Genomic DNA, 19,658 nt, shown 5'->3' with positions numbered 1-19,658 from the left:
TGTCCCCCTTCAGCCCGCGAGCCGGGCGATGGCGTCGGCGGATTCCAGGTCCTGCTTCACCGCGCCGAGGAAGCGGACCGCGTCGCGGCCGTTGAGATAGCGGTGGTCGTAGGTGACCGTGACCGTGGTGACCGGCCGGGCGAACGGGACGCCGTCCGCGGTCAGCGCGACTTCGCTCCGCTCGGCGCACAGGGTCACGACACAGGTGCGTCCCGGGTGGACGATCGGCATGGCCAGGACGATGTCCGGATCGTTGTGCAGCGAGAGGGTGATGGTCTCGCCGGCGAACGCCTCCTCGCGGAAGTTCTGCCGCAGGGCGCTGACGCGGAAGTCCATCAGGTCGTCGGTCAGGTCGCCGATCGGGCGGCGCGCGACGTCCCGGAGCACCGGGATGAACAGGCCGGTCCCGACGTCGATGGTGACCCCGACGTTGGCGTCCGGCGCGAGCGTGAGGGTGTGGTCCGCGCCGGGCGTGGCGAAGAACAACGGGAATTCGGCGTGGCGGGCGGCGATGGCCTTGACCAGCAGCTCGACCAGGCCGTACGGGGCGGCGTCCGCGCGCGTGGCGCGGAACGTCGTCAGGTCGACCGAGATCGCGGCGAAGGCGGCCGGGATCGTGCGGTGCGCCTCGGTGACGACGGCGGCCACCGCGCGCTGGCGCGGGCTCAGGGTGACGACGTCCGCGGCGGCCGGTTCCTGGTCGATCAGCCGCTGGACGTCGGCGGCCTTCACCATCCGCTTGCCGAGCGCGCGCAGCTGTTCGGCCCGGATGCCGTGCTCCTGGACGAGGGTTTGCGCGGCGGCGCTGAGGACCGGGCCGTCGTGCTCCCCTTCCCCGCTGCCGGGCGTGCCGTCCAGGTTCGCCAGGTAGTCGTCCCGTTCGCGGTGGCTGTCGAACAGCAGTCCCACGGGCCGCCCGAACTCGCAGTGCGCGCCCGCCTCGACGAGCCGGTGGAGGACGCCGTCGGTGTCCGCGACGAGTTCCTCCACCGCCTTGGCGGTCTCGACTTCGGCGACGACCGCGTCGGCGGACACCGCGGCGCCGTCGTCGACCGTCCAGCCGGCCAGGACGCAGCCCTCGTCGTTGGTGTTGTACTTGGGCAGCAGCAGTTCACGCATGCGACGCCTCCCAGATGGCGCGGTGGATGTCGGACGCTTGGGGAAGCACGGTCGCTTCCAGGTGGGCGGCGGTCGGGATGACCTCGGCCTCGGCACTGCACAGCACGACCGGGCGCCGGAGCCGTCCCCACAGGCGCTCGTAGACGCGCGCGGCGACCTCCGTGCCCCAGGTGCCGCCGGCGGCACTGTCCTCGACCAGGCACACCACCTCGGCACCGGCCAGTGCGGGCAGCAGCGGCTCGACGTCGAACGGGTACAACCGGGCCGGGACGATCACCTCGCAGGTGATCTCGTGCTCGGCGAACAGCGTCCCGGCCGCCTCCAGCGCCCGCCGGGCCACGCCGCCGGGCGCGACGATCACGCAGTCGGCCGCGTCGTCGCCGTCGGAGGCCCGCAGCCGCGCGGGGCCGTCGTCGCCGAACGGGAAGTCGGCGACGAACGGCCCGTCCGTCCCCGGCTCGTGCATCGGCTGCGCGTAGAGCACCTTGTCCTCGAACAGGACGGCCGGTTCGCCGCCGGCGAGCAGGCGGGCCAGCAGCGCCGTGTTGTCGTGGAACGGCGAGATCTCGTACACCGACAGGTGCGGCACGCCGATGAAGTGCTTCTGCAGGCTCTGGCTGTGCGTCGGGCCGTAGCCGCGCCGCCCGCCGGTGGGACAGCGCACGACCACCGGGACCTCGACGCGGCGGCCGTACATCGCGACCGACTTGGCCGAGAAGTTGACGATCTGGTCGAAGGCGAGGGTGACGAAGTCGCCGAACATGATCTCGACGATGGCGCGCCCGCCGGACAGCGCCAGCCCGTTGGCCACGCCCACCAGCGACTGCTCGCTGATGGGGGTGCTGAGGACCCGGCCGGGGTAGCCCGACGACAGGCCCTTGGTGACCTTGAAGGCGCCGCCGTACGGATCGGCGACGTCCTCCCCGAGCAGGAACAGCTCCGGGTCCGCGGCGAAGGCCGCGTGCAGCGCCCGGTTCAGGTTCTCGGCAACACGTTCCACGGCTCAGCTCCTCTCCCACACCGAGGCCGGGCGGGCCAGTACCCGGTCCACGGCCTCGGCGATCCGCCGCCGCTGCTCGTCCTCGACCTTGGCGAACAGATCGGGGTCCCGGCGCCGGTAGGCGTCGTGCCAGTCGTGCTCCCGCTCGGCGGCGACCTCGGCGGTGGAGCGCGTGTCGTCGCCCTTGCTGTGCGGGCCGAGGCGGTGGGTCGCGAACTCCACGACGACCGGCCCGCCGCCGGTGCGCGTCCGCTCGACCACCGGGGCCAGGCGGGCTCGGATCGCGGCAACGTCGCTGCCGGTCACCGGCACGTGGGCGATGCCGAACGCCGCGGCCCGCCCGGCGATGTCGCCTGCCATGGCGTGCGCGGTCGGCGTGGTCTGGGCGATGCCGTTGTTCTCCACGACCACCAGCAGCGGCAGCCGCCACAGCGCGGCCAGGTTCAACGCCTCGTAGACCGCGCCCTCGCCCCAGGTGCCGTCGCCGACGTAGGCCACGGCGATCCCGGTCCGGCCGGTCCGCTGGAACCACAGGGCGGTGCCTGCGGCCACCGGCAGGCTCTCCCCCTGCACGCCGGTGGACAGGTAGGTGTCCCGGAAGAGGTGCTGGCTGCCCCCGACGCCCGCGCAGACCGCGCCCGCGCGGCCGGTCATCTCGGCCAGCAGGCCCTCGGGGTCGTCGAAGCGGGCCAGGTAGTGCCCGTGGCCGCGGTGGTTGCTGAACACGAAGTCGTCCGGGGCCAGCAGCGGCCGCAGTGCCACCGGCACGTACTCCTGGCCGAGGCAGGTGTGCGTGGTGCCGTTGAGCAGCCCGCGCGCGAACAGGTCCAGCACGGTCTGCTCGAAGTGCCTGATCAGCAGCAGGCAGGCGAGGTCGTCGACGTCGACGCCGAGGGCGGTCCCCGCTTTCATGTCAGGTTCCCTTCCGGAAGAGCCGCAACGGCGAACTCCCTGGTGGACGCGGTGGCGGGATCACCGGGCCGGACGTACAGCCGGCCGCCGCCCGGCAGGGCGACGGCGGCGGCGACGGTGCGCTCGTACCGGATGTCGCCGGTTCCGGCGACCCGGATCGGCGGCGCCGAGAGCAGGGCGAAGTGCTCCTCCACGCCCGCGTCCGGGCCCAGTGCGGCGAGACCGGCGCGGCACGCCTCCAGCCTCCGCCGTGAGGAGTTCCGCGCGAAGACGTTGATCTCGTCGAACGGGGCGAAGTCGGGGTGGAGGAAGTGGTTGGTGTGCTCGGCCTGCCGGGCCTCGAAGCACCGGAACCCGCCGTCCAGTGCCTCCACCCAGACCGCCTTGCCCGCGTCGCAGAGCATGAACGAACGCGAGCTGGCCAGCGGGAGACCGCGGAGGCACTCGACCGCCTCGTCGACGCCGGCCGCGGAGTCCAGCACGTGGCGGATGGCCAGGTACGGCGGGATTCCGGGTTTCCAGTCGCCGCCGAGGACCAGGTTGAGGCCGACGGCCAAGCCGTCGCTGTTGACGCCCAGATAGCCCAGCAGGCCCGCGAAGCTGAGCACCAGGACCCCGCGCGGGGAACCGGTGAGCCGGACGTCGAGGACGCTGATCTGGTCGTCGAGGTCGCCGTTGAGGTCCACCGTCTGGGCCAGGACCGGACGGGAGCCTGCCCGCGCGTAGGTGGTGCAGTCGCCGCGCGCCGGGATCTTCCGGTAGCCCAGGATCTCCCGGCGCAGCTGCAGCAGCAGCGCCTGGTCGCGGGGGATGCCGATGCCGTCGGCGAGCCCGGTGATCTCGTCCGCGAGCCGGGGCAGCTCGGCCGTGATCACCTTGTCGAACGCCGACAGCACCGGTTCGAGCCCGGACATCGTGACCGGTTCGTCCAGCAGCAGCCCGAGACGGCAGAGCGAGTCGCCGACGAAGCCGCGCAGCGGACCGGCCAGAGCGGTCCCGTGCTGCCGTCCGGCCTCGTACGGATCGCCACGCAGGCGCAGGGCGGTGATGCCCGCCGGGCCGGTCACACCCCCGCGTCCTGCCGGGTCACCTTCGGGTGCGCGGCCAGCTCGCCCTTGAGCCAGGGCCACTCGCTGCGCACCACGCTGTAGAACACCGCGTCCCGGCGCCGGCCGCCCGGCATCGGGTTGTAGCTGCGGAAGACACCCTCCTCCAGCGCGCCGATGTTGCGCAGGCCCGCCCTGGCCTGCACGTTGAGCCGGTCGGTCTTGAACTCGACGCGCTCGGCGCCCAGGGTCTCGAAGGCGTGCTCCAGCAGGAGGTACTTGGCCCAGCGGTTGATGCCGCGGCCCTGGAAACCGACGCCCAGCCAGGACCAGCCGATCTCCAGGCGCAGGTCCGGCTCCGAAAGGTTGCCGAAGCTCATGCTGCCCGCGCAGCGGCCCGTCGTCTTGTCGGTGATGTGGAAGACCACGCGCTTGCCTGTCGCCTGGTCGGCGAGCATGCCCTCGAAGAAGACGTCGAAGTCGGCCTCGGTCTCGACGCGGCTGACGAACCAGCGCCAGATCACCGGGTCCATCGCGATGTCGTGGATCGACTCGCGGTCGTCGGCACTGATCGGACGCAGGCGCACGTGGTCGTTCTCCAGCGTGGCCGCGGCCAGCTCCGCCCAGCTCACTTCAGGCAGCCTTTCCCGCGTGGCGCGACAGGGTCCCGACGACGTCGCCGAGCGTGCGCATCCCGGCGACGTCGCGCTCGGTCAGCAGGGCGAGGTCGACCGTGAGGTCCTCGCAGAGCCGGGTCAGGAACAGGACCTTCTGCAGCGAGGTCAGCCCGTAGTCGGTCAGCTCGACGTCCGGCTCGATCGCGTGGGGGTCCACGGCGGGCTGGAGCGCGGCCGACAGGTTCTCCCGCGCGATGGTTTCGATGTCACTGGGCATGGATACCGTCCTGGTTGTTCGTGATCTCCGCTTCGAACGCGGCGAAGATGGTCTGGCGTTTGGGCTTGAACTGCGAGGTGAGCATGCCGTTGGCGATGCTGAACCGGGGACTGGCGACCACGACCCGGCGGATCTGCTCGTCGCGGCCGAACGCGGCGTTGGTGCGGGCCAGCTGCTCGGCGATCGCCGCGTGGTCGGCGGTGCCGGAGGCCGGCGAGACCACCGCGACCAGGGACGTCTGCGCGGGGCAGAACACCACGCACTCCTCGATCGCCGGGCTCGCCCGCAGGTGCTCCTCGATCGGCCGGACGATCACCTTCTTCCCGTTGCCGAGCACGATGACGTCGTCGGCGCGGCCCTGGACGAACAGGAAGCCGTCCTCGTCCAGGTAGCCGAGGTCGCCGGTGCGCACCACCCCGTCCGCGACGAACATCCGCTCGGAGTCGCCGGGTTCGGCGAACTCGTAGCGCCGGTTCACCGGATGCTCGCTGCGGACCAGGATCACGCCGTCGTCGTCGAACAGCACCTGCTTGCCGGGCAGCACCCGCCCCACGCTGCCCTCCTTGTGGGCACCGGGGTGGTTCTTGCTGACGATGCACGTCTCGTTCAGCCCGTAGCCCTCGTAGATCGGCAGGCCCGCGCCGGTGAGGTAACGCAGCACCTCGCGGTCGGCGGGTGCCGAGCCGGTCCACAGGTAGCGGATGCGGTCGCCGAACAGCCGCCGCGCCGCGGCCCGGCGGGCCTCCTCCGGCGGGACGCCGTCCATGCGCGCGGCGTCCTGGGCGATCTGCCGCCGGGCGGTCTCGAAGAACGCGGGCACCCCCATCACCACGGTCGGCCGGGCCGTGGCGAGCGCGGCGAAGGCCGCCTCGTACGTGGTCACGGTCGCGTCGTGGCCGAAGCAGAGGGCGGAGTAGATCCAGTAGCGCTGCTGCAGCAGCGACAGCGGCAGGAAGACGAAGAGGTTGTCCCCGCCCCGGTGCTCGAAGATCTCCTGCACGGCCTGCATCGACGCGTCGATGCTGCCGACGGTGGCCCCGAGCCCCTTCGGCACGCCGGTGCTGCCGGAGGTGAACTTGATCGTCGTCACCTCGCCGGGCTCGTACACGACCGGCTCGGGCAGATCCGTCCACGCCTGTTCCGCTGCGACGGCGACGTCGGCGCAGGCCCGGACCGGCGGCGGCGCGTCCGCCGGCACGTCCCGGTCGGTGAACAGAAGTTTGAGCCCGTAGCGCGCCACCAGCTCGGCGGCGTCGGCGAACTTGCCCGGCTCGAACCCCGCGACGACGGCCTTGAGCCGCAGCGCGGCGAGGTCCAGCAGCACCCATTCCAGGCTGTTGGCCGCCAGGATGCCGATGCGGTCCCCGGGTTCGACGCCGAGGCTGCGCAGGTAGGCGGCGACCCGCCCCGACTGCTCGTACAGCTCGGTCAGCTCCAGCGTCCGGCGGCTGCCGAGCCGCAGGAACGAGATCCGGTGGCCGGGCGACGGCGGCCCCGCCACCACGCGGTTGAGCACGGAGCCGGTCATGCCGTGGTCTCCCCGGCCGGCCAGTCCGAGGGCAGGGCCGCGAAGTAGGACTGGTCCGCGAGGCTGATCCCGGTCCCGGGTGCGACCAGCTCGACCCGGTCGGGCCAGGACGTCAGGTCGGCCTTCCCGAGTGCCTCGGCGAGCCGGGCGGCGAACCGCGGCAGGACCGGCGCGGCCGCGCGCGCCAGCACCTGTGCCGCGGCCAGTTCCAGGGCGACGGCCGTCCGGGCCTCGTCCTGCCAGCCGGCGATCAGGGCGGTCCGCGCCTCCGCCTCGGCGAACCGCCGGGCGTCCACGACGATCCCGTCCAGCTCGGCGGCCGCGCGGTTCAGCGAGAAGCCGTCCGGTCCCAGGCTGTCGGCGACGGCGGCGAGCCGGACGCCCAGCCGGTTGAGGAACGCGGTGTGCTCGGGAGTCCAGACACCGGCGTCGGGGGCGAGCCCGCCGTACCGGGTGGCGATCCGGGCACCCAGGTCGTTCAGCCAGCCCTGCCAGCCGTCCACCAGGACCCGCTGGACGGTCTCGGTGTAGGCGGCGAGCTCGAAGTTCGTCCGGTGCTGCTCCGGCCGCGTCAGCGCCAGGTAGAAGCGCACCGCGTCCACGGTCTCCGGACGCAGGATCTGCTTGCCCCACACGGCATGGCGGCGGCTGGTGGAGAACTTGCCGCCGTCGAGCAGGTAGAACTCGTTGACGTGGTAGTCGATGTCGGGCTGCCACTCCGGGTACGCCGACCGGTAGAGCGCCGGGTAGAGCACGGCGTGGTAGAAGCTGTTGTCGTAGCCGAAGAAGTGGACGATCTTCCAGTCCTGCTCGGGAGTGCCGGCCCGCCACTGCCTGCCCAGCCGCCCGCCCAGTGCTTCGACGCCGTGGAGGAAGCCGTAGGACATCTCGGGCCAGACCCAGATCACCTGACCGTCCACAGTGGTCTCCGCCGGGGCGACGCCCCAGTCCGCCGGGTGCGTCACCGGGATGTCGAGGTCCTCGCGCGCGAACACCCGGTCCGCCAGTTCGCGGAGCCGGGCCGGGACCCGGCCGAGGCGGTGGTGGTCAGCGACCTCCTTGGCGAACTCGTGCAGCGGCAGGACGAAACGGGCGACCGGCTGTTGCTCCGGCGTCGCGTCCGAGTGCCGGCTGCGCGGGCCGGCCAGATCGACGCAGACGTTCGGCTCGCCGCACTCCTCGCAGATATTGCCGCTGGTGCCGCCGCCGCATCCGGGACAACCACCCGAGACGTCCACCTCGTAGAGGTAGGCGCCGGTTTCGGCGTCCACCAGGGCCGGCGTCGGCCGGACGGCGACCGCCCCGGAATCGGCCAGCTTCGAGAAGAACCCGCGCAGGCCGTCCCGGTAGCCGGGGTCCTCGTTGGTCACGGTGTACTGGTCGACCTCGATGTCCATCAGCCGCAGCGTCGCGGCGATCTCGGCGCTGTAGTGCGCGGCGGTGCGCGCCGGTTCGCGGTCCTCGCGGCGGGCGCACTCGACCACGTAGCTCTGGAAGTCGTCGCTCCCGGTCAGGTGCCAGGCTTCGGTGCCCTGCATGCGCTGGAACCGGACGTAGGCGTCCGCGCCGAGGTAGGGGCCGGACAGGTGGCCGAGGTGGAGGTCGCCGTTGGGCGTGGGCGGGGTCGAGAAGACGAAGACCGGCCGTTCCGGGAAGCGGCGGCGCGCGGCAGCCGTGGCCGCGGTCCGGGCGGCGAGCGCCGGGTCGCGCCAGTACAGGTCGAAGAAGACCAGGTCGGCGTCGCCGTCGTTCTCGACGACGTGGGTCTCGAAGGGCTCGAACTGGCACACCGTGCCCGGCTCCGCCCGGACCCGCCTGCCGTCGCAGACCACCCACCCGGTGCCGGCGACGATGACGAACAGCTCGATCTCGTCGTGCTGGTGCGGTTCGGAGCGGCCGCCCGGCGCGACCCGGCCCCAGCCCGCGCCGGCACTCATCGACTCGACGGAGCTCATCTCGATGCCGAAGGCCCGGTGCAGCTCCTCGGCGGCGAAGACGCTCAACTTCACGGATGGCTCCCTTGCTCGGAAACGGTCGGGACGGCGGTACGCAGGAGGTCGGCCGCTTCGGCGGCGATGGCGGGGGCGAGCCGGTAGCCGGAGCCGTTGGCGGCACCCGCGAACACCAGCCGGCCGTCCTCGTCCAGTGCGCGGACCAGCGGCTCCCGGTCCGGGCTGTAGGCGTCGCAGAACACGCGGCCGCTGCGGGCGGCGCCGGCCAGGCGGGGCACGCGGCGGACCAGCACCTCGCGGGCGTCGGCGAGGTCCGCCGCGGAGACGCTGCCGGTGAGCCGGTCGGGCTCGACGTCCCAGACCTGGCTGGTGTAGCTGAACAGCCAGCGCCGCTGCTCGTGGAGCGGGAGCAGGAACGCGTCCTCGTCGTGGAAGACGACGACCCCGTCCCCGGCCGCGGGCGGCTGTTCGATGTGCAGGGCCACGACCTTCTTCACGCGGACGTCCAGGAGCGCGAGCCGGTCCCGCCAGGCCGGTGCGGCCAGCCACGGGCCGGGTGCGAGCACGACGGCGCGTGCCGTGACGCGTTCTCCGGTGCCGAGCGCGAGTTCGTAGCCGTCCCCGGTCTCCTCCAGGGCGGTGACGTCGGCGCCTTCCCGGAAGCTCGTCCCCGGCCGCAAGGACCGGGCCAGCGCCCTGGCCAGCGCGCCGACGTCGGCGTACTGGCAGCCCTCGCCGGTCCAGGCCGCCGTCTCGTCCGTCAGCGGCGGCAGCCAGTCCGGCAGCTCGTCCACGCGGGACATCCGGGCCTCGGCGAGATAGCTCGCCTCGACCTGGGCGGCGCTCGCGCGGTCGGCCACCACCAGCATCGGCACCGGGCGGATCGGCAGGGCCGGATCGGCGGCCAGCAGCGCCCGGTAGCCGGCCTGGCTGTAGCCGGCCATGCGGCGGACCCGCTCGGTCGCGCCACGGGGGAAGTGCAGACCGGCCGACCGGCGGCTGGCCCCGGACCCGACGGCGTCCTGGTCGAGCACCAGCACGGAGGCGTCCGGCGCGCGCAGCACCAGCTCGCGGGCGATCGTGCACCCGATGATGCCGCCGCCCACGACGGCGAAGTCGACGTGTGTCATGGCTTCAGCCCACGCTCTCGTCCGGGCTGAGCTTCGCCGACCATTCGAGGAACGACGGGGCCGGATCGTCGCTGCGCACGCAGCGCAGGCGGTCGATGATCCGCTGGCTGCGCCAGGCGAGCAGGCTGAGGTTCTTGTCCGCCAGCCCGCGCTGCCGCAGGGCCGCGTTCTGCACGAAGATGTTCCGGTTGGCCGGCCCGTCCCACCGCACGGCGAAGTCGCTGTCGATGCGGTACTCCTCGCCTTCGCGTTCGAGCCGGTCCGCGATCGGCGCGAGGAAGTCGGGCGCGGCGGTGCGGAATCCGGTCGCCCAGACGACCACGTCGGCGTCGACCTGCCCGAGGACCGCCGGGTGGTTGCTGTTGGCCAGCTGCACCGCCCACGCGTCGCCGGACGCGGCGACCGCGATCACGTTCCGGTTCGGGTACAGCGAGACCAGGTCGGTGTTGCCGTGGATGAACCGCTCGGCGTAGATGCGCTGGTAGATCTCGCGGAGGGTGCTCTCGGAGATGCCGTCGCTGGTGAGCACGTGCTCCCGGTTGAACGATTCGCGGGTGCCCTGGTCCAGCCGGGCGAAGTAGTCGGAGTAGCCGGGCATGTAGAAGTCGTTGGTGAAGGGCGAGTCGTCGATCGGGTAGAAGTTGCGCCGTCGCGACACCCACGAGACCCGGCGCGGCCGCTCGGCGGGCGGCCGCGAGATGAGGTCGAGGAACGCCTCCGCGCCGGACTGGCCGCCGCCGACCACGCAGACCCGCTTGCCCGCCAGGCCGCGGCTGCGCGGCACGAATTCGCTGACGTGGAACTGGGTGGGGCCGAGGTGGGCACGGGCAGGCTCCGGCACCCAGGCGCGGCTGCCGATGCCGATCGACACGTTGTCCGCCGTGACCGTGCGCCGGTTGGTCCGCAGGACGAACACGCCGTCGAAGTCGACGGACACGACCTCCTCGCCGAACACGACGTTCCGGTTGCGCCTGCTGGCCCACTCCAGATAGTTGCGGAACTCCTGGCGCGGCACGGCGCTGAACCGGGCGTTGATGAAGTGGTAGAGCCGCCCCTTGTCCTTCAGGTAGGACAGGAACGAGAACGGGCTGGTCGGGTCCGACAGGCTCACCAGGTCCTTGAAGATCGACACCTGGAGGGTCGCGTCGGGGATCTGCTGCCCGTCGTGCCAGCTGAACTCCGCACTCTTTTCGAGGAAGAGGTTCGGCAGCAGGCCCGGAGAGCCGTGCAGCAGGGAGGCGAGACTCAGGTTCGCCGGGCCGACACCGACGCCGACACACTCGTAGTGCTGTTCGTCATTCATGGCTCTCCACGTGTATGGCGTCAAAGGAAGTCAGCGCCCCGCCCGGCGGCCCAGCGCGTCCGCGATGATCATCTTCTGGACCTCGGACGCCCCCTCGTAGATGCGCAGCGACCTGACCTGCCGGTACAGGCGCTCGGGAACGCTGTCGGCGACCAGGCCGGCCGCACCGTGGACCTGGACCGCGGCGTCGACGATCTCCTGCGCGGCCTCGGTGGCGGCCACCTTGGCGATGCTCGAATGCTTCGCGTAGCCGGGGTTGCCGTGGTCGAGTTCCCACGCGGCCCTGGCGACCAGCAGCGCGGAGGAGTTCAGCTTGATCTCCATGTCGGCGAGCGCGGCCTTGACGAGCTGGAGGTCGATCAGCTTGCCGCCGTGGATCCGCCGCTCACGGGCCCGCCGGACGGCCGAGTCGGCGGCGCGCCGCGCGAACCCCACCGCGGCCGCCCCCACCGTCATCCGGAACCGCTCCAGCACGTCCGTCGCGACCACGAACCCCTGTCCGGGGCGGCCGAGGACGCTCGATTCCGGGACCAGGCAGTCTTCGAACACCAGGTGCCCGAACGAGCGCGGCGCGACCAGCGGCACGTCCTCGGACGCGCGGACTCCGGGCGTGCGCGCCGGCACCAGGAACGCGGTGAGCCCCAGCGCACCGGGTCCCCCGCCGGTGCGCGCGAGCACGCAGTGCAGATCGGCGGTACCGGCATTGGCGATCCAGGCTTTCCGGCCGTTCAGCAGATAGCCGCCGGACACCCGGTCGGCGGTCAGGCCGACGGCCGAGATATCGGAACCGGCCTCCTCTTCGGAGATCGCGAACGAGCCCGCCACCTCGCCCGAGGCCATTCGCGGCAGATACTCGGCCTGCTGTTCGCCGGTGCCGTACCGGATGATCGAGGTCGCCGACAGCGCCTGGATGGAGAAGGCGTAGTCGGCCAAGTCGTCGGCGTAGGCGAGGATCTCCCTGGCCAGGCAGAGCGAACGGTAGTCGACAGCGGGCGGATCGAGGAATCCCAGCCATCCGGCGGCACCCAGCGCGCTCAGGATCGCCCGGCCCGCATGCTGCGGAGTCTGCTCCAGCGGACGTGCCCACAGGCTCGCGTGCTCGGCGCACCAGGCGGCGAGCTTCCCGGCGAGCGTGCGGTGCTGCTCCTCGTAGAAGGGCAGCGCAAGCATGCGTTCGTCGAGACCGCTGAACAGCACGTCTGTCATTTCGCCCTTCCGGATCCGCGGGTCTGCCTCGGCCGGAAACCGGCGCGGCGATGCCCGATGAAAGCTACGCGACCGATACGCGGCCCCGCCAGAGCACGAATTGCTTGGTGCGTCAGCGATTCCCCGATGCTGGCGGATCGACGGCCGATGCCTGTCTCGCTGGCGAGACAGCGCCAACTAAAGACAGGCAACCGTTCACTTCGTAGACTCGGCAGTCTCCACCAGCTTGCGCAGCAGAATCCCGGTCCGTGACCCGGGAACCGAGGCGGCGAGCAGGTAGTGGCCGTTGTCGCGCAGACGACCGGCCGCGGCGAGGTCGGCCAGGTTGATGATCGGGTCGGCGGCGAAGCAGTGTCCCACCCGGGCGATGTTGCCGGTGTACAACTGTGTTGCGGCAAAACCCGCCTGAAGTTCCTTCATGACGATGATGGCTTCGAAGATGTTGGCGTGCAGCAGGATGTCGACCTCGTCGATCCCCATGGACACGTGTTTCATCAGCTGCGTGTTCACGCGGCGGGAGAGGTCCGGGCTGATCTGGTTCGACCAGTCCAGCTCCCGCATCTCGTGCGCCACGGCACTCGCGACGATCTCGTACTCGCCGTCGGTGTCCGACACGAGCGCACCGGCCGCGCCATCGCTGAACAGGGCGAACTTGGCCAGTCTCTCCGCTTCGGCAGTGACTTTGTCGGTGGTGACGACCAGGACCCGCCGGTGGATTCCGGCGGCCACGAAGGCTTCCGCGACACGCAGGCCCGCCAGGAAGTTCGTGCACCGGTCGAGCGTGACGCCGAGGAAGTCGGTCTCCCCCGTGCCCAGCCCTTCGGAGATGGTCCGCACGAAGTCGCCGTGACTGTCCGGTCCCCCGGGAAAACCGGTGCAGCAGAGCACCAGTGCGTCGATCGAGGCCGGGTCGGCGCCGGCGGCACGCAGCGTCGCGGTGCCCGCCTCGATCGCCAGGTCCTCCAGCGACTTCCGGGTCCGGTGCGCCGAACCCCAGCCCCAGACCTGCGGCGCATACGGGATTCCCAGTTCCTCGGACCGCGCCTGCAGGCCCGGCATCTCGGAGTGGTGCGACGTGCTTTCCCCCAGGACGTACTGCGGTCCGCTGAGGAAGACGGAAGACGAACTCATCAAGGCTCCACAACGGAATCGATTACTGCCTGGTCAGGACACGGTGTCCGGCTGCACCCGCGCCACCAGGCCGTCCATGGTGAGTCCCAGCAACTCGTCGGCCGGGACGTCCACACCGAGGTCGGTCCGCAGCCGGGCCCACAGCTCGATGGCCGCGAGCGAGTCGAACCCCAGCGACACCAACGGGACGTCGCTGCGGAACGGGCTGGTCAGACGCGCCCGGATCAGCTCGTCGAGGTAACTGTGGACAGCCTGGAAGCCGTTACTCATCGGCCATCTCCCTGATCCTCGGCGGGGTTCGCCACGAATTTCCATTGCGCACAACCAATGTCCGGCATCGGCAGGCCTCGCCCATCCTGCGCCCGTCTCGCCAGCGAGACAACGCCGTGCCGGTCATCCCGGCGGTGTGGTCCGATGTGCACAGTTCACGCCTTCCCCGGCGAGGAATCGATTCCTCGGCCGGGAAGGGCCCGAAAGATGATCTATATCCCGTTTCACCTGCAGCTGAATCAGGACATCGGCTTCCGGCGGCCCAGGCGCCTGACGACGGGCTTCCCGTAGTGCAACCACCGGTTGCCTTGCGCGGCTCGCTCGTCCTTTGGTAAGAACGCCGTACGCACGGTGGTCTGGGGTCCGATGCGTCGGCGCGAAAGCGCGGCTGGGGTGGTTCGTAACAGGGGGTCCGTCATGAATGCAGCTTCTATCCCGACACGCTCGCGTACAGCGGCGGTCCGGCACACGGTCGTCACACCGCCCTCGCTGTCGGCGGCCACTCCGGGTCCCGCGATGGGCCGGGGCGTGCAGGTGCACAAGTCCGGCCTGCTGTTCACCGCGCAGCAGAGCCTGGGGATGTGGGAGCAGGTCGGTTCCCGGCTGTTCTCGTTCGCCGACTCCTCGACGTGGTGGATCGCCGACTGGCTGGTCTACGGCGAGACGACGTTCCAGGACCGCTACGAGGAGGCGATCAAGCAGACGTCACTGAGCTACCAGACGCTGCGCAACTACACGTGGGTGGCGCGCCGGTTCCCGCTGGCCCGGCGGCGGCAGGTGCTGAGCTTCAGCCACCACCTGGAGGTCGTGGCGCTGGCACAGCCGGAACAGGACTACTGGCTGCGCAAGGCGGAGGAACTGACCTGGAGCCGCAACCGGCTGCGCGCCGAGATCCGCGCCAGCCAGGCCACCCGCGACGCCGAGAGCCCGCAGCTGCAGACCGACACCGCCACCGAGCCGGCCGCCCGGCCGTCCCGGGCAGTCGCCGACCCGGTGGCGGTCGACCGCCAGCTGCACCTCGCAGTGTCCCCCGAAGAGCTGAAGCAGCTGGAGAGCGCGGCCGGCCAGCAGGGCATGTCGGTGGAGAACTGGGCGGCCGAAACCCTCCGCCGCGCCGCGGCTCATTCGTCGTGGCGCCTGCACTGTCGATGAACGCTTACTTCAGGTAGCCGGCGAGGCCGATCTTTTGGTCGCGCAGTGCCTGTGCCACGACCCGCGCGATCCGGTCCGCGCCGGCGGCCTCGAAGTGCGTGTGGTCGTTGCAGAAGAAGGCACCGACGGCGCCCTTGCTGTAGTCGCCGTCGTTGGGGCACAGCTTGAGGGTGTTGTACAGGGTGTAGCTCAGCTTGTGCAGGTCGATCAGGGGCGCACCGGTGGCGGCGGCCGCGGCGGTCGTCGGCGAGAGGAATCCCCGGTTGCCGACCGCCGTGCTGCCGCTGCAGGTGATGGCCGCGACCGGGGTCAGCAGGACCGGGTGGGCACCTCGGCTCTTCGCCGCGTCGGCCATCGTGGTGAGCAGGCTCTGGTAGCGGGCCGGGCCGACGTGCCGCGGGCAGTTCGGATCGCTGTCGTTGATGCCGAACTGGATGAACAGGTAATCCCCCGCGTGCATCCCCTTCGCGGGGTCGAGCATGTCCAGCCACCGCTGGGCGTAGGTACTGGGACTCACCACGCATTCCCCGGCGGAGTTCTTGGTGCCGGTCACGTTCGACTCGTACAGCCACGTCTGGATGCTGCGCCCCGCCACGGCCTTGTTGACCACGGACACCTGGTCGGTGAACAGCGGCCCGAACTTGCTGCCCCAGCCGACCGGGCACGAGGACTTCGGATCCGCCATGGTCGAGTCACCGGCAAGCCAGACCTTGACGGTGGCCGCGGCGGTGCGCAGCGCCGGACGTTCCGCGCAGCTCGGTCCGGGGACTCCGTTGTGCCGGACCGCCGGCGTCCAGGAAGCGCTTTCTCCGCGCTGCTCAAGCGCGGTCGCGACGTCCACGCCCACGCTCGTGGTCGCGACGAGCCCGGCGACGAGCAGCACCGCCACCCGGGTCGCGCGGCTCACCGGAATCCGTCCATGATGGCGGTGGGGCGCCGGGTGGCGGCGTCCCAGGCGACGTTGGCGTAGCCGGTGAAGGGCGAATACCCTTCCGGCTCCCAGTAGAAGAGACCTTGCCCGCCGGTGCTCCGGAGCGCGTCGAGGTAGGCGGCCAGCGACGCCCTGGTGGCGGCAACCTTGCTGACGGGACCACCGAATTCGCTCTGCAGGAACGGCTTGCGGTAGGCGTCGGCGATCTTCTTCATGTTCCCGACGATCCCGGCGGCCACGCTCGCACTGCCGTAGGAGGAGAACACGGACATGTCCCACTTGCCGCCGTTCCCGGCGTACCGGCTGAAGAAGGTCTGCATCGAGTCGTACTTCTGGGGCTGCGCGAGGTGGATGCACACCGTGGTGTTCGGGGACACCTGCTTGACCTGGTTGTAGGCGGCATTGAGCAGTCCGGTCATCTGGGCGGGGTTGGAAACGCTGCCGACCGGGCGGCAGATGCCGCTGTTGATCTCGTTGCCGATCTGCACCCAGGCGGGGAGGACGTTGTTGTTCTTCATGACCGTCATCGTCTGGTTCACGTAGGAGTTCATGGCGCTCAGCATCTGGCTGTAGCTCATGTTCTTCCATGCGGCGGGCGGATTCTGCACGCCGACCGAGTTCCACGTGTCGCCGAACATGTAGTCCAGCATGATTGCCATGCCCGCATCCCGGACCCGCTTGGCCAGCGCGGCGACCTCGTTGATACTGCAGTGCCCGTCGGTCGCGCTGCCCGACGGGTTGACAAACGTGCGCAGCCGGATCGCGTTGATACCGTAGCCCTGAAGGATGGTCAGCAGATCCTGGCTCTGCCCGGCAGCATTCTTCCAGGTGTAGCCATGGGCTTCCATCTGCGGCGCCCAGCTGATGTCGGCGCCTTTGAAGAAGGCGGCCGCGGCATTCGCGGTGTGCGCTCCCAAAGCGAGCGCACCCACACCCGCGGCCGCACCGAGCAGCACACTGCGGCGACCCAGCCGAACCCAAGCGATTCCCGCCCGCTCTTCCGGAGTTCCCTGAACGGTCATTCGATCTCCCTTGATCGACGACGATCCGCACCGGCCGAATTGAACGTTCAAAAACTCTGCGCGGTGCCGGCAATAATGGAACCCCACCCGCGCGACCCTGACAAGACTCCACCAATTGGATTTCCTTCGTCCTCGCCGTCGAATTCTTCGAACCGCCACCGAGAACGGCTTCGACGGCGCATGACCGTCACAGGCTCTGGCCGCCCGAGGCCTCGATGCGCTGAGCGGTGATCCACGACGCCGCCTCGGCGGTGACGATTCGGACCGCATTGCCGATGTCCTCCGGCTCCCCGACCCGGCCCGACGCGTGGTTGGCCGTGACCATGGCCCGGTACTTCTCGTCGTCGCGGATGACGCCGCCCGCGAAATCGGTGGCAGTCGCGCCGGGCGCGAGGGCGTTGACCGTGACAGCACGCGCCCCCAGCACTTTCGCGGCATACTTCGTGTAGACCTCGATGGCTCCCTTCATCGCGGCGTAGACCGAATACGCCGGATTGGCCGCGTAGCGCGTCAGACCGCTGGAGGTGAACAGGATCCGGCCGCCGTCGCGGATCATCGGGGCCAGGAGTTCGGTGAGCAGGATCGGGCCACGGACGTGCACGGCGTACAGAGCGTCGATGTCGTCGGTCGTCGTCCGGCCGAACGGGGTCAGCTTGTCGAAGCCGGCGTTGTTCACGAGGATGTCGAACCGGTCGGTCTCCCAGCGGTTCCGCAGGAGCGCGCGCAGCTGCTCGGCGAAGCCCGGGAAGGTCGCGGGCCGGGTGAGGTCGAGGGGCAGGGCGGCCGCGGTGCGACCGCGGGCGGCGAGCTTGCCCGCCACCTCCTCGGCTTCGTCCCGGTTGGCGCGGTAGGTGAGGATCACGTCGGTGCCGTCGTCGGCGAGTGCGTCGGCGGCCGCGCGGCCGATACCGCGGTTGCCGCCGGTCACGAGTGCGATACGAGTCATGGCCGGATCTCCTTACGAGGTCACGCGCGGGATGTAGGCCAGGCCGTGGGCGCCCGGCTCGCCGAGCTTGGGGATGTCCAGCCGGGCCAGGCAGGACATCGCGTCGAGGTCGATGACGTGCACCGTGGAATCGATGACGCCGGCCACGTAGCCCAGCGCCCCGTCCGGTGACGAGGTGATCGTCAGCGGGCAGCGGCCGACGTCGACGCTGCCCGTCTTTTCGTGGCTGTCCGCCGAAAACACGGTCAGCTGCCCCGGCTTCTGGAGCTGGCCCGGTTCCGTGTTCCCGTCGGTCATCCGCACCTCTCCGGCCAGCAGCTTGCCGGTCGCGGTCAGGTGCACCGGGACCACGAGGTCGTCGGTGGGCAACGTGCCGACGACGGACCGGGCCTTGGTGTCGATGACGCGGACGCCCGGCGGCGCCGCGGGCCGGGCACCACCGAACGACGCGTACGGGGACGCGACGTACAGCTTGGCGCCGTCCTGCGACACGGCCAGGCCTTCCCCGCCGGGCACCTCGATCCGGTCGGTGAGCGTGCCGTCGAGCAGGTCCACGACGGACACGAACGGCGCTTCCTTGTTGCTGGCGTACCCCGTCGTCCCGTCCGGGCTCGCCACGAACCAGTGCGGGCCGGGTGCCCCCGTGTCGATCCGGCCGATCACCCGCCGGGTGGCGGTGTCCACGACCACCACTCCCCCGCCCCGGGTCTGCGACGCCTCCACGCTCACGTACAGCCGCCCGCGCGCGACGTCCAGGGCAAGCCCGTGCGGCCCGTGCTCCGGCGCCAGGTCGACGATCGCCACGATCTGCCGGGTGTCCGGATCGAGCACGGTCAGCTCGCTGCGGCGGCCGGAATTGGCGTGGTAGTACCCGGACCGGTACGTGGTGGCGCACCACAGCAGCCGGTGGACCGGGTCGAAGCACAGCTCGTGCGGCTCGGCCGGCGTCTCCACGGTGCCGAGATGCCGGTCCGACCCGGCGTCGAAGAACGACACCGTGGGACCGCTCTGGCTCACCACGGCCAGCACGTCCCCGGACCGGCCGGCACGGAGTGAACGTGTCATGACCACCCCTTTCGGCTCTCCTTGTCCGCCCTCTGCGGACAAATCCAGCTTCTCGTGGCGGCGAACCGGCGGGCAATGCAAAGATCGGCAGGGAATCATTGCGCTCAGCGCAAAGACGAGGGGATTGCATGGACCTCACCCTGCTGACCGCGCTCGACGCCCTGCTCCAGGAGGAGAGCGTGACCCGGGCCGCCGACCGGCTCGGCACGTCACCGGCCGCGATGAGCCGGAAGCTGGCGAGCCTGCGCCGGACCGTGGGCGACGCCCTGCTCGTCCGCTCGGGGCAGCGGATGACCCTCACCGACCGGGCGCTCGAACTCCGGTCCGAGGTGCGCGCGCTCATCGAGCGCGCCGACGCGGTCCTCACCGCCTCGACCGGATTCGACGTCGCCGGCCTGCATCGGACGTTCACCGTGCAGGCCGGCGACCTGCTGCAGGCGGCCCTGGCCGCGCCGCTGATCAGCCGCGTCCGTTCCCGGGCCCCGGCGGTGGGCGTGGTGTTCGTGCCGGAGTCGGTGGAGAACACCCCCGCGCTCCGGCAGGGGGCCGTGGACCTCGAACTCGGCGTGCTGGACCACCTCGACCCGGAAACCCTCACCGAGCCACTGGCTTCCGTGCCGCTGCTCGCCGCGGCCCGTCACGACCACCCGCTGTTCGACGCGCCCGTCGACGCACACCGGTTCGCCGGCGCCGACCACATCAGCATCTCCCGCACCGGCAAACGCCACGGCCCGATCGACACGGCACTGGGCAAGCTGGGCCTGCGCCGCTGCGTCGCGGCCGTGGTACCCAGCCACACCAGCGCGATGATGCTGGCCAGGACCACCGACCTGGTCTGCCTGACCATCGCGGCCGGCACCCTGCCCGACGCCGTCGCCGCACTGGGCCTGCGGGCGTTCCCCATTCCCCTGGCCATCCCGCCCATCGAGATCGGTATGGCCTGGCACCCCCGCCACGACGCCGACGCCGCCCACCGATGGTTCCGCGACCAGGTCCGGACCACCGTCGCCGGGCAGACGTGACCAAGGACCCTCTGCCGCGGCTTGTCGTG

General features: G+C 70.9%; 19 protein-coding genes. 2 read left to right on the top strand and 17 right to left on the bottom strand.

Annotation, left to right across the window (positions count from 1 at the left end):
• Positions 1–9 precede the first annotated feature (9 nt).
• The 13 genes from ABJI51_RS11160 to ABJI51_RS11100 form a co-directional block, all read right to left on the bottom strand.
• A complete protein-coding gene (locus tag ABJI51_RS11160; protein ID WP_348949856.1) occupies positions 10–1,119 on the bottom strand; it encodes a 2-oxo acid dehydrogenase subunit E2 in 1,110 nt (369 codons plus the stop codon).
• The gene (locus ABJI51_RS11155; protein WP_348949855.1) at positions 1,112–2,119 is read right to left on the bottom strand and encodes an alpha-ketoacid dehydrogenase subunit beta; all 1,008 of its coding nucleotides are present in this window, start codon (positions 2,117–2,119) and stop codon (positions 1,112–1,114) included. The genes ABJI51_RS11160 and ABJI51_RS11155 overlap by 8 nt, the downstream gene beginning before the upstream one ends.
• A gap of 3 nt (positions 2,120–2,122) precedes the next feature.
• Positions 2,123–3,031, bottom strand: a complete 909-nt coding sequence (locus ABJI51_RS11150; RefSeq protein WP_348949854.1) for a thiamine pyrophosphate-dependent dehydrogenase E1 component subunit alpha — start codon at positions 3,029–3,031, stop codon at positions 2,123–2,125.
• Entirely contained in the window at positions 3,028–4,098 is a 1,071-nt protein-coding gene (locus ABJI51_RS11145; protein WP_348949853.1) for a C45 family autoproteolytic acyltransferase/hydrolase, read from the bottom strand. Before ABJI51_RS11145 ends, ABJI51_RS11150 begins: the two co-directional genes overlap by 4 nt.
• On the bottom strand, positions 4,095–4,709 hold the full coding sequence (locus ABJI51_RS11140) for a GNAT family N-acetyltransferase (RefSeq protein WP_348949852.1): 615 nt from the start codon (positions 4,707–4,709) through the stop codon (positions 4,095–4,097). The genes ABJI51_RS11145 and ABJI51_RS11140 overlap by 4 nt, the downstream gene beginning before the upstream one ends.
• A 1-nt stretch (position 4,710) precedes the next feature.
• Positions 4,711–4,971, bottom strand: coding sequence for an acyl carrier protein (locus ABJI51_RS11135; protein ID WP_348949850.1), 261 nt, complete (start codon positions 4,969–4,971; stop codon positions 4,711–4,713).
• On the bottom strand, positions 4,961–6,499 hold the full coding sequence (locus tag ABJI51_RS11130) for an AMP-binding protein (protein WP_348949849.1): 1,539 nt from the start codon (positions 6,497–6,499) through the stop codon (positions 4,961–4,963). Before ABJI51_RS11130 ends, ABJI51_RS11135 begins: the two co-directional genes overlap by 11 nt.
• Complete coding sequence (locus ABJI51_RS11125) at positions 6,496–8,508, bottom strand: class I tRNA ligase family protein (RefSeq protein WP_348949847.1); 2,013 nt, start codon at positions 8,506–8,508, stop codon at positions 6,496–6,498. The genes ABJI51_RS11130 and ABJI51_RS11125 overlap by 4 nt, the downstream gene beginning before the upstream one ends.
• Positions 8,505–9,581 (bottom strand): NAD(P)/FAD-dependent oxidoreductase, encoded by a 1,077-nt coding sequence (locus ABJI51_RS11120; protein WP_348949846.1) that lies wholly within the window; start codon positions 9,579–9,581, stop codon positions 8,505–8,507. Before ABJI51_RS11120 ends, ABJI51_RS11125 begins: the two co-directional genes overlap by 4 nt.
• A 4-nt stretch (positions 9,582–9,585) precedes the next feature.
• Complete coding sequence (locus ABJI51_RS11115; protein ID WP_348949844.1) at positions 9,586–10,884, bottom strand: lysine N(6)-hydroxylase/L-ornithine N(5)-oxygenase family protein; 1,299 nt, start codon at positions 10,882–10,884, stop codon at positions 9,586–9,588.
• Positions 10,885–10,914: 30 nt separating this feature from the next.
• Positions 10,915–12,090: an acyl-CoA dehydrogenase family protein gene (locus ABJI51_RS11110; protein ID WP_348949842.1), complete on the bottom strand. Its 1,176-nt coding sequence runs from the start codon at positions 12,088–12,090 to the stop codon at positions 10,915–10,917.
• A 195-nt stretch (positions 12,091–12,285) separates the two neighbouring features.
• The gene (locus ABJI51_RS11105) at positions 12,286–13,221 is read right to left on the bottom strand and encodes a hypothetical protein (protein WP_348949841.1); all 936 of its coding nucleotides are present in this window, start codon (positions 13,219–13,221) and stop codon (positions 12,286–12,288) included.
• A 33-nt stretch (positions 13,222–13,254) separates the two neighbouring features.
• Positions 13,255–13,491, bottom strand: a complete 237-nt coding sequence (locus ABJI51_RS11100) for an acyl carrier protein (RefSeq protein WP_348949839.1) — start codon at positions 13,489–13,491, stop codon at positions 13,255–13,257.
• Between the two features lie 417 nt (positions 13,492–13,908).
• Between ABJI51_RS11100 and ABJI51_RS11095 the strand changes: the two genes are divergently transcribed.
• Positions 13,909–14,643: an LmbU family transcriptional regulator gene (locus tag ABJI51_RS11095; RefSeq protein ID WP_348949837.1), complete on the top strand. Its 735-nt coding sequence runs from the start codon at positions 13,909–13,911 to the stop codon at positions 14,641–14,643.
• A gap of 4 nt (positions 14,644–14,647) precedes the next feature.
• On the opposite strand, the gene ABJI51_RS11090 is transcribed toward ABJI51_RS11095, so the two are convergent.
• The 4 genes from ABJI51_RS11090 to ABJI51_RS11075 all read right to left on the bottom strand — a co-directional run bounded on the left by ABJI51_RS11090 (position 14,648) and on the right by ABJI51_RS11075 (position 18,607).
• On the bottom strand, positions 14,648–15,550 hold the full coding sequence (locus ABJI51_RS11090) for an SGNH/GDSL hydrolase family protein (protein WP_348949836.1): 903 nt from the start codon (positions 15,548–15,550) through the stop codon (positions 14,648–14,650).
• Positions 15,547–16,596: a glycosyl hydrolase 53 family protein gene (locus ABJI51_RS11085; protein ID WP_348949834.1), complete on the bottom strand. Its 1,050-nt coding sequence runs from the start codon at positions 16,594–16,596 to the stop codon at positions 15,547–15,549. The genes ABJI51_RS11090 and ABJI51_RS11085 overlap by 4 nt, the downstream gene beginning before the upstream one ends.
• Positions 16,597–16,783: 187 nt before the next feature.
• Positions 16,784–17,542 (bottom strand): SDR family NAD(P)-dependent oxidoreductase, encoded by a 759-nt coding sequence (locus ABJI51_RS11080; protein WP_348949832.1) that lies wholly within the window; start codon positions 17,540–17,542, stop codon positions 16,784–16,786.
• A gap of 12 nt (positions 17,543–17,554) precedes the next feature.
• Positions 17,555–18,607 (bottom strand): YncE family protein, encoded by a 1,053-nt coding sequence (locus tag ABJI51_RS11075; protein ID WP_348949830.1) that lies wholly within the window; start codon positions 18,605–18,607, stop codon positions 17,555–17,557.
• Between the two features lie 128 nt (positions 18,608–18,735).
• Between ABJI51_RS11075 and ABJI51_RS11070 the strand changes: the two genes are divergently transcribed.
• On the top strand, positions 18,736–19,629 hold the full coding sequence (locus ABJI51_RS11070; RefSeq protein ID WP_348949829.1) for a LysR family transcriptional regulator: 894 nt from the start codon (positions 18,736–18,738) through the stop codon (positions 19,627–19,629).
• Positions 19,630–19,658: the final 29 nt, after the last annotated feature.

This window comes from Amycolatopsis melonis, assembly GCF_040064235.1.
Lineage (GTDB): Bacteria > Actinomycetota > Actinomycetes > Mycobacteriales > Pseudonocardiaceae > Amycolatopsis > Amycolatopsis melonis.
Note: the sequence above shows the minus strand (reverse complement) of the source record. Positions and strands in the feature narration are given on the sequence as shown.

What these genes read in the sequence shown, in the direction of transcription:
- ABJI51_RS11160 (WP_348949856.1), bottom strand. Translation starts at nt 1,119, where the DNA reads ATGCGTGAACTGCTGCTGCCCAAGTACAACACCAACGACGAGGGCTGC.
- ABJI51_RS11100 (WP_348949839.1), bottom strand. Translation starts at nt 13,491, where the DNA reads ATGAGTAACGGCTTCCAGGCTGTCCACAGTTACCTCGACGAGCTGATC.
- ABJI51_RS11130 (WP_348949849.1), bottom strand. Translation starts at nt 6,499, where the DNA reads ATGACCGGCTCCGTGCTCAACCGCGTGGTGGCGGGGCCGCCGTCGCCC.
- ABJI51_RS11070 (WP_348949829.1), top strand. Translation starts at nt 18,736, where the DNA reads ATGGACCTCACCCTGCTGACCGCGCTCGACGCCCTGCTCCAGGAGGAG.
- ABJI51_RS11120 (WP_348949846.1), bottom strand. Translation starts at nt 9,581, where the DNA reads ATGACACACGTCGACTTCGCCGTCGTGGGCGGCGGCATCATCGGGTGC.
- ABJI51_RS11075 (WP_348949830.1), bottom strand. Translation starts at nt 18,607, where the DNA reads ATGACACGTTCACTCCGTGCCGGCCGGTCCGGGGACGTGCTGGCCGTG.
- ABJI51_RS11085 (WP_348949834.1), bottom strand. Translation starts at nt 16,596, where the DNA reads ATGACCGTTCAGGGAACTCCGGAAGAGCGGGCGGGAATCGCTTGGGTT.
- ABJI51_RS11135 (WP_348949850.1), bottom strand. Translation starts at nt 4,971, where the DNA reads ATGCCCAGTGACATCGAAACCATCGCGCGGGAGAACCTGTCGGCCGCG.
- ABJI51_RS11150 (WP_348949854.1), bottom strand. Translation starts at nt 3,031, where the DNA reads ATGAAAGCGGGGACCGCCCTCGGCGTCGACGTCGACGACCTCGCCTGC.
- ABJI51_RS11110 (WP_348949842.1), bottom strand. Translation starts at nt 12,090, where the DNA reads ATGACAGACGTGCTGTTCAGCGGTCTCGACGAACGCATGCTTGCGCTG.
- ABJI51_RS11080 (WP_348949832.1), bottom strand. Translation starts at nt 17,542, where the DNA reads ATGACTCGTATCGCACTCGTGACCGGCGGCAACCGCGGTATCGGCCGC.
- ABJI51_RS11095 (WP_348949837.1), top strand. Translation starts at nt 13,909, where the DNA reads ATGAATGCAGCTTCTATCCCGACACGCTCGCGTACAGCGGCGGTCCGG.
- ABJI51_RS11105 (WP_348949841.1), bottom strand. Translation starts at nt 13,221, where the DNA reads ATGAGTTCGTCTTCCGTCTTCCTCAGCGGACCGCAGTACGTCCTGGGG.
- ABJI51_RS11115 (WP_348949844.1), bottom strand. Translation starts at nt 10,884, where the DNA reads ATGAATGACGAACAGCACTACGAGTGTGTCGGCGTCGGTGTCGGCCCG.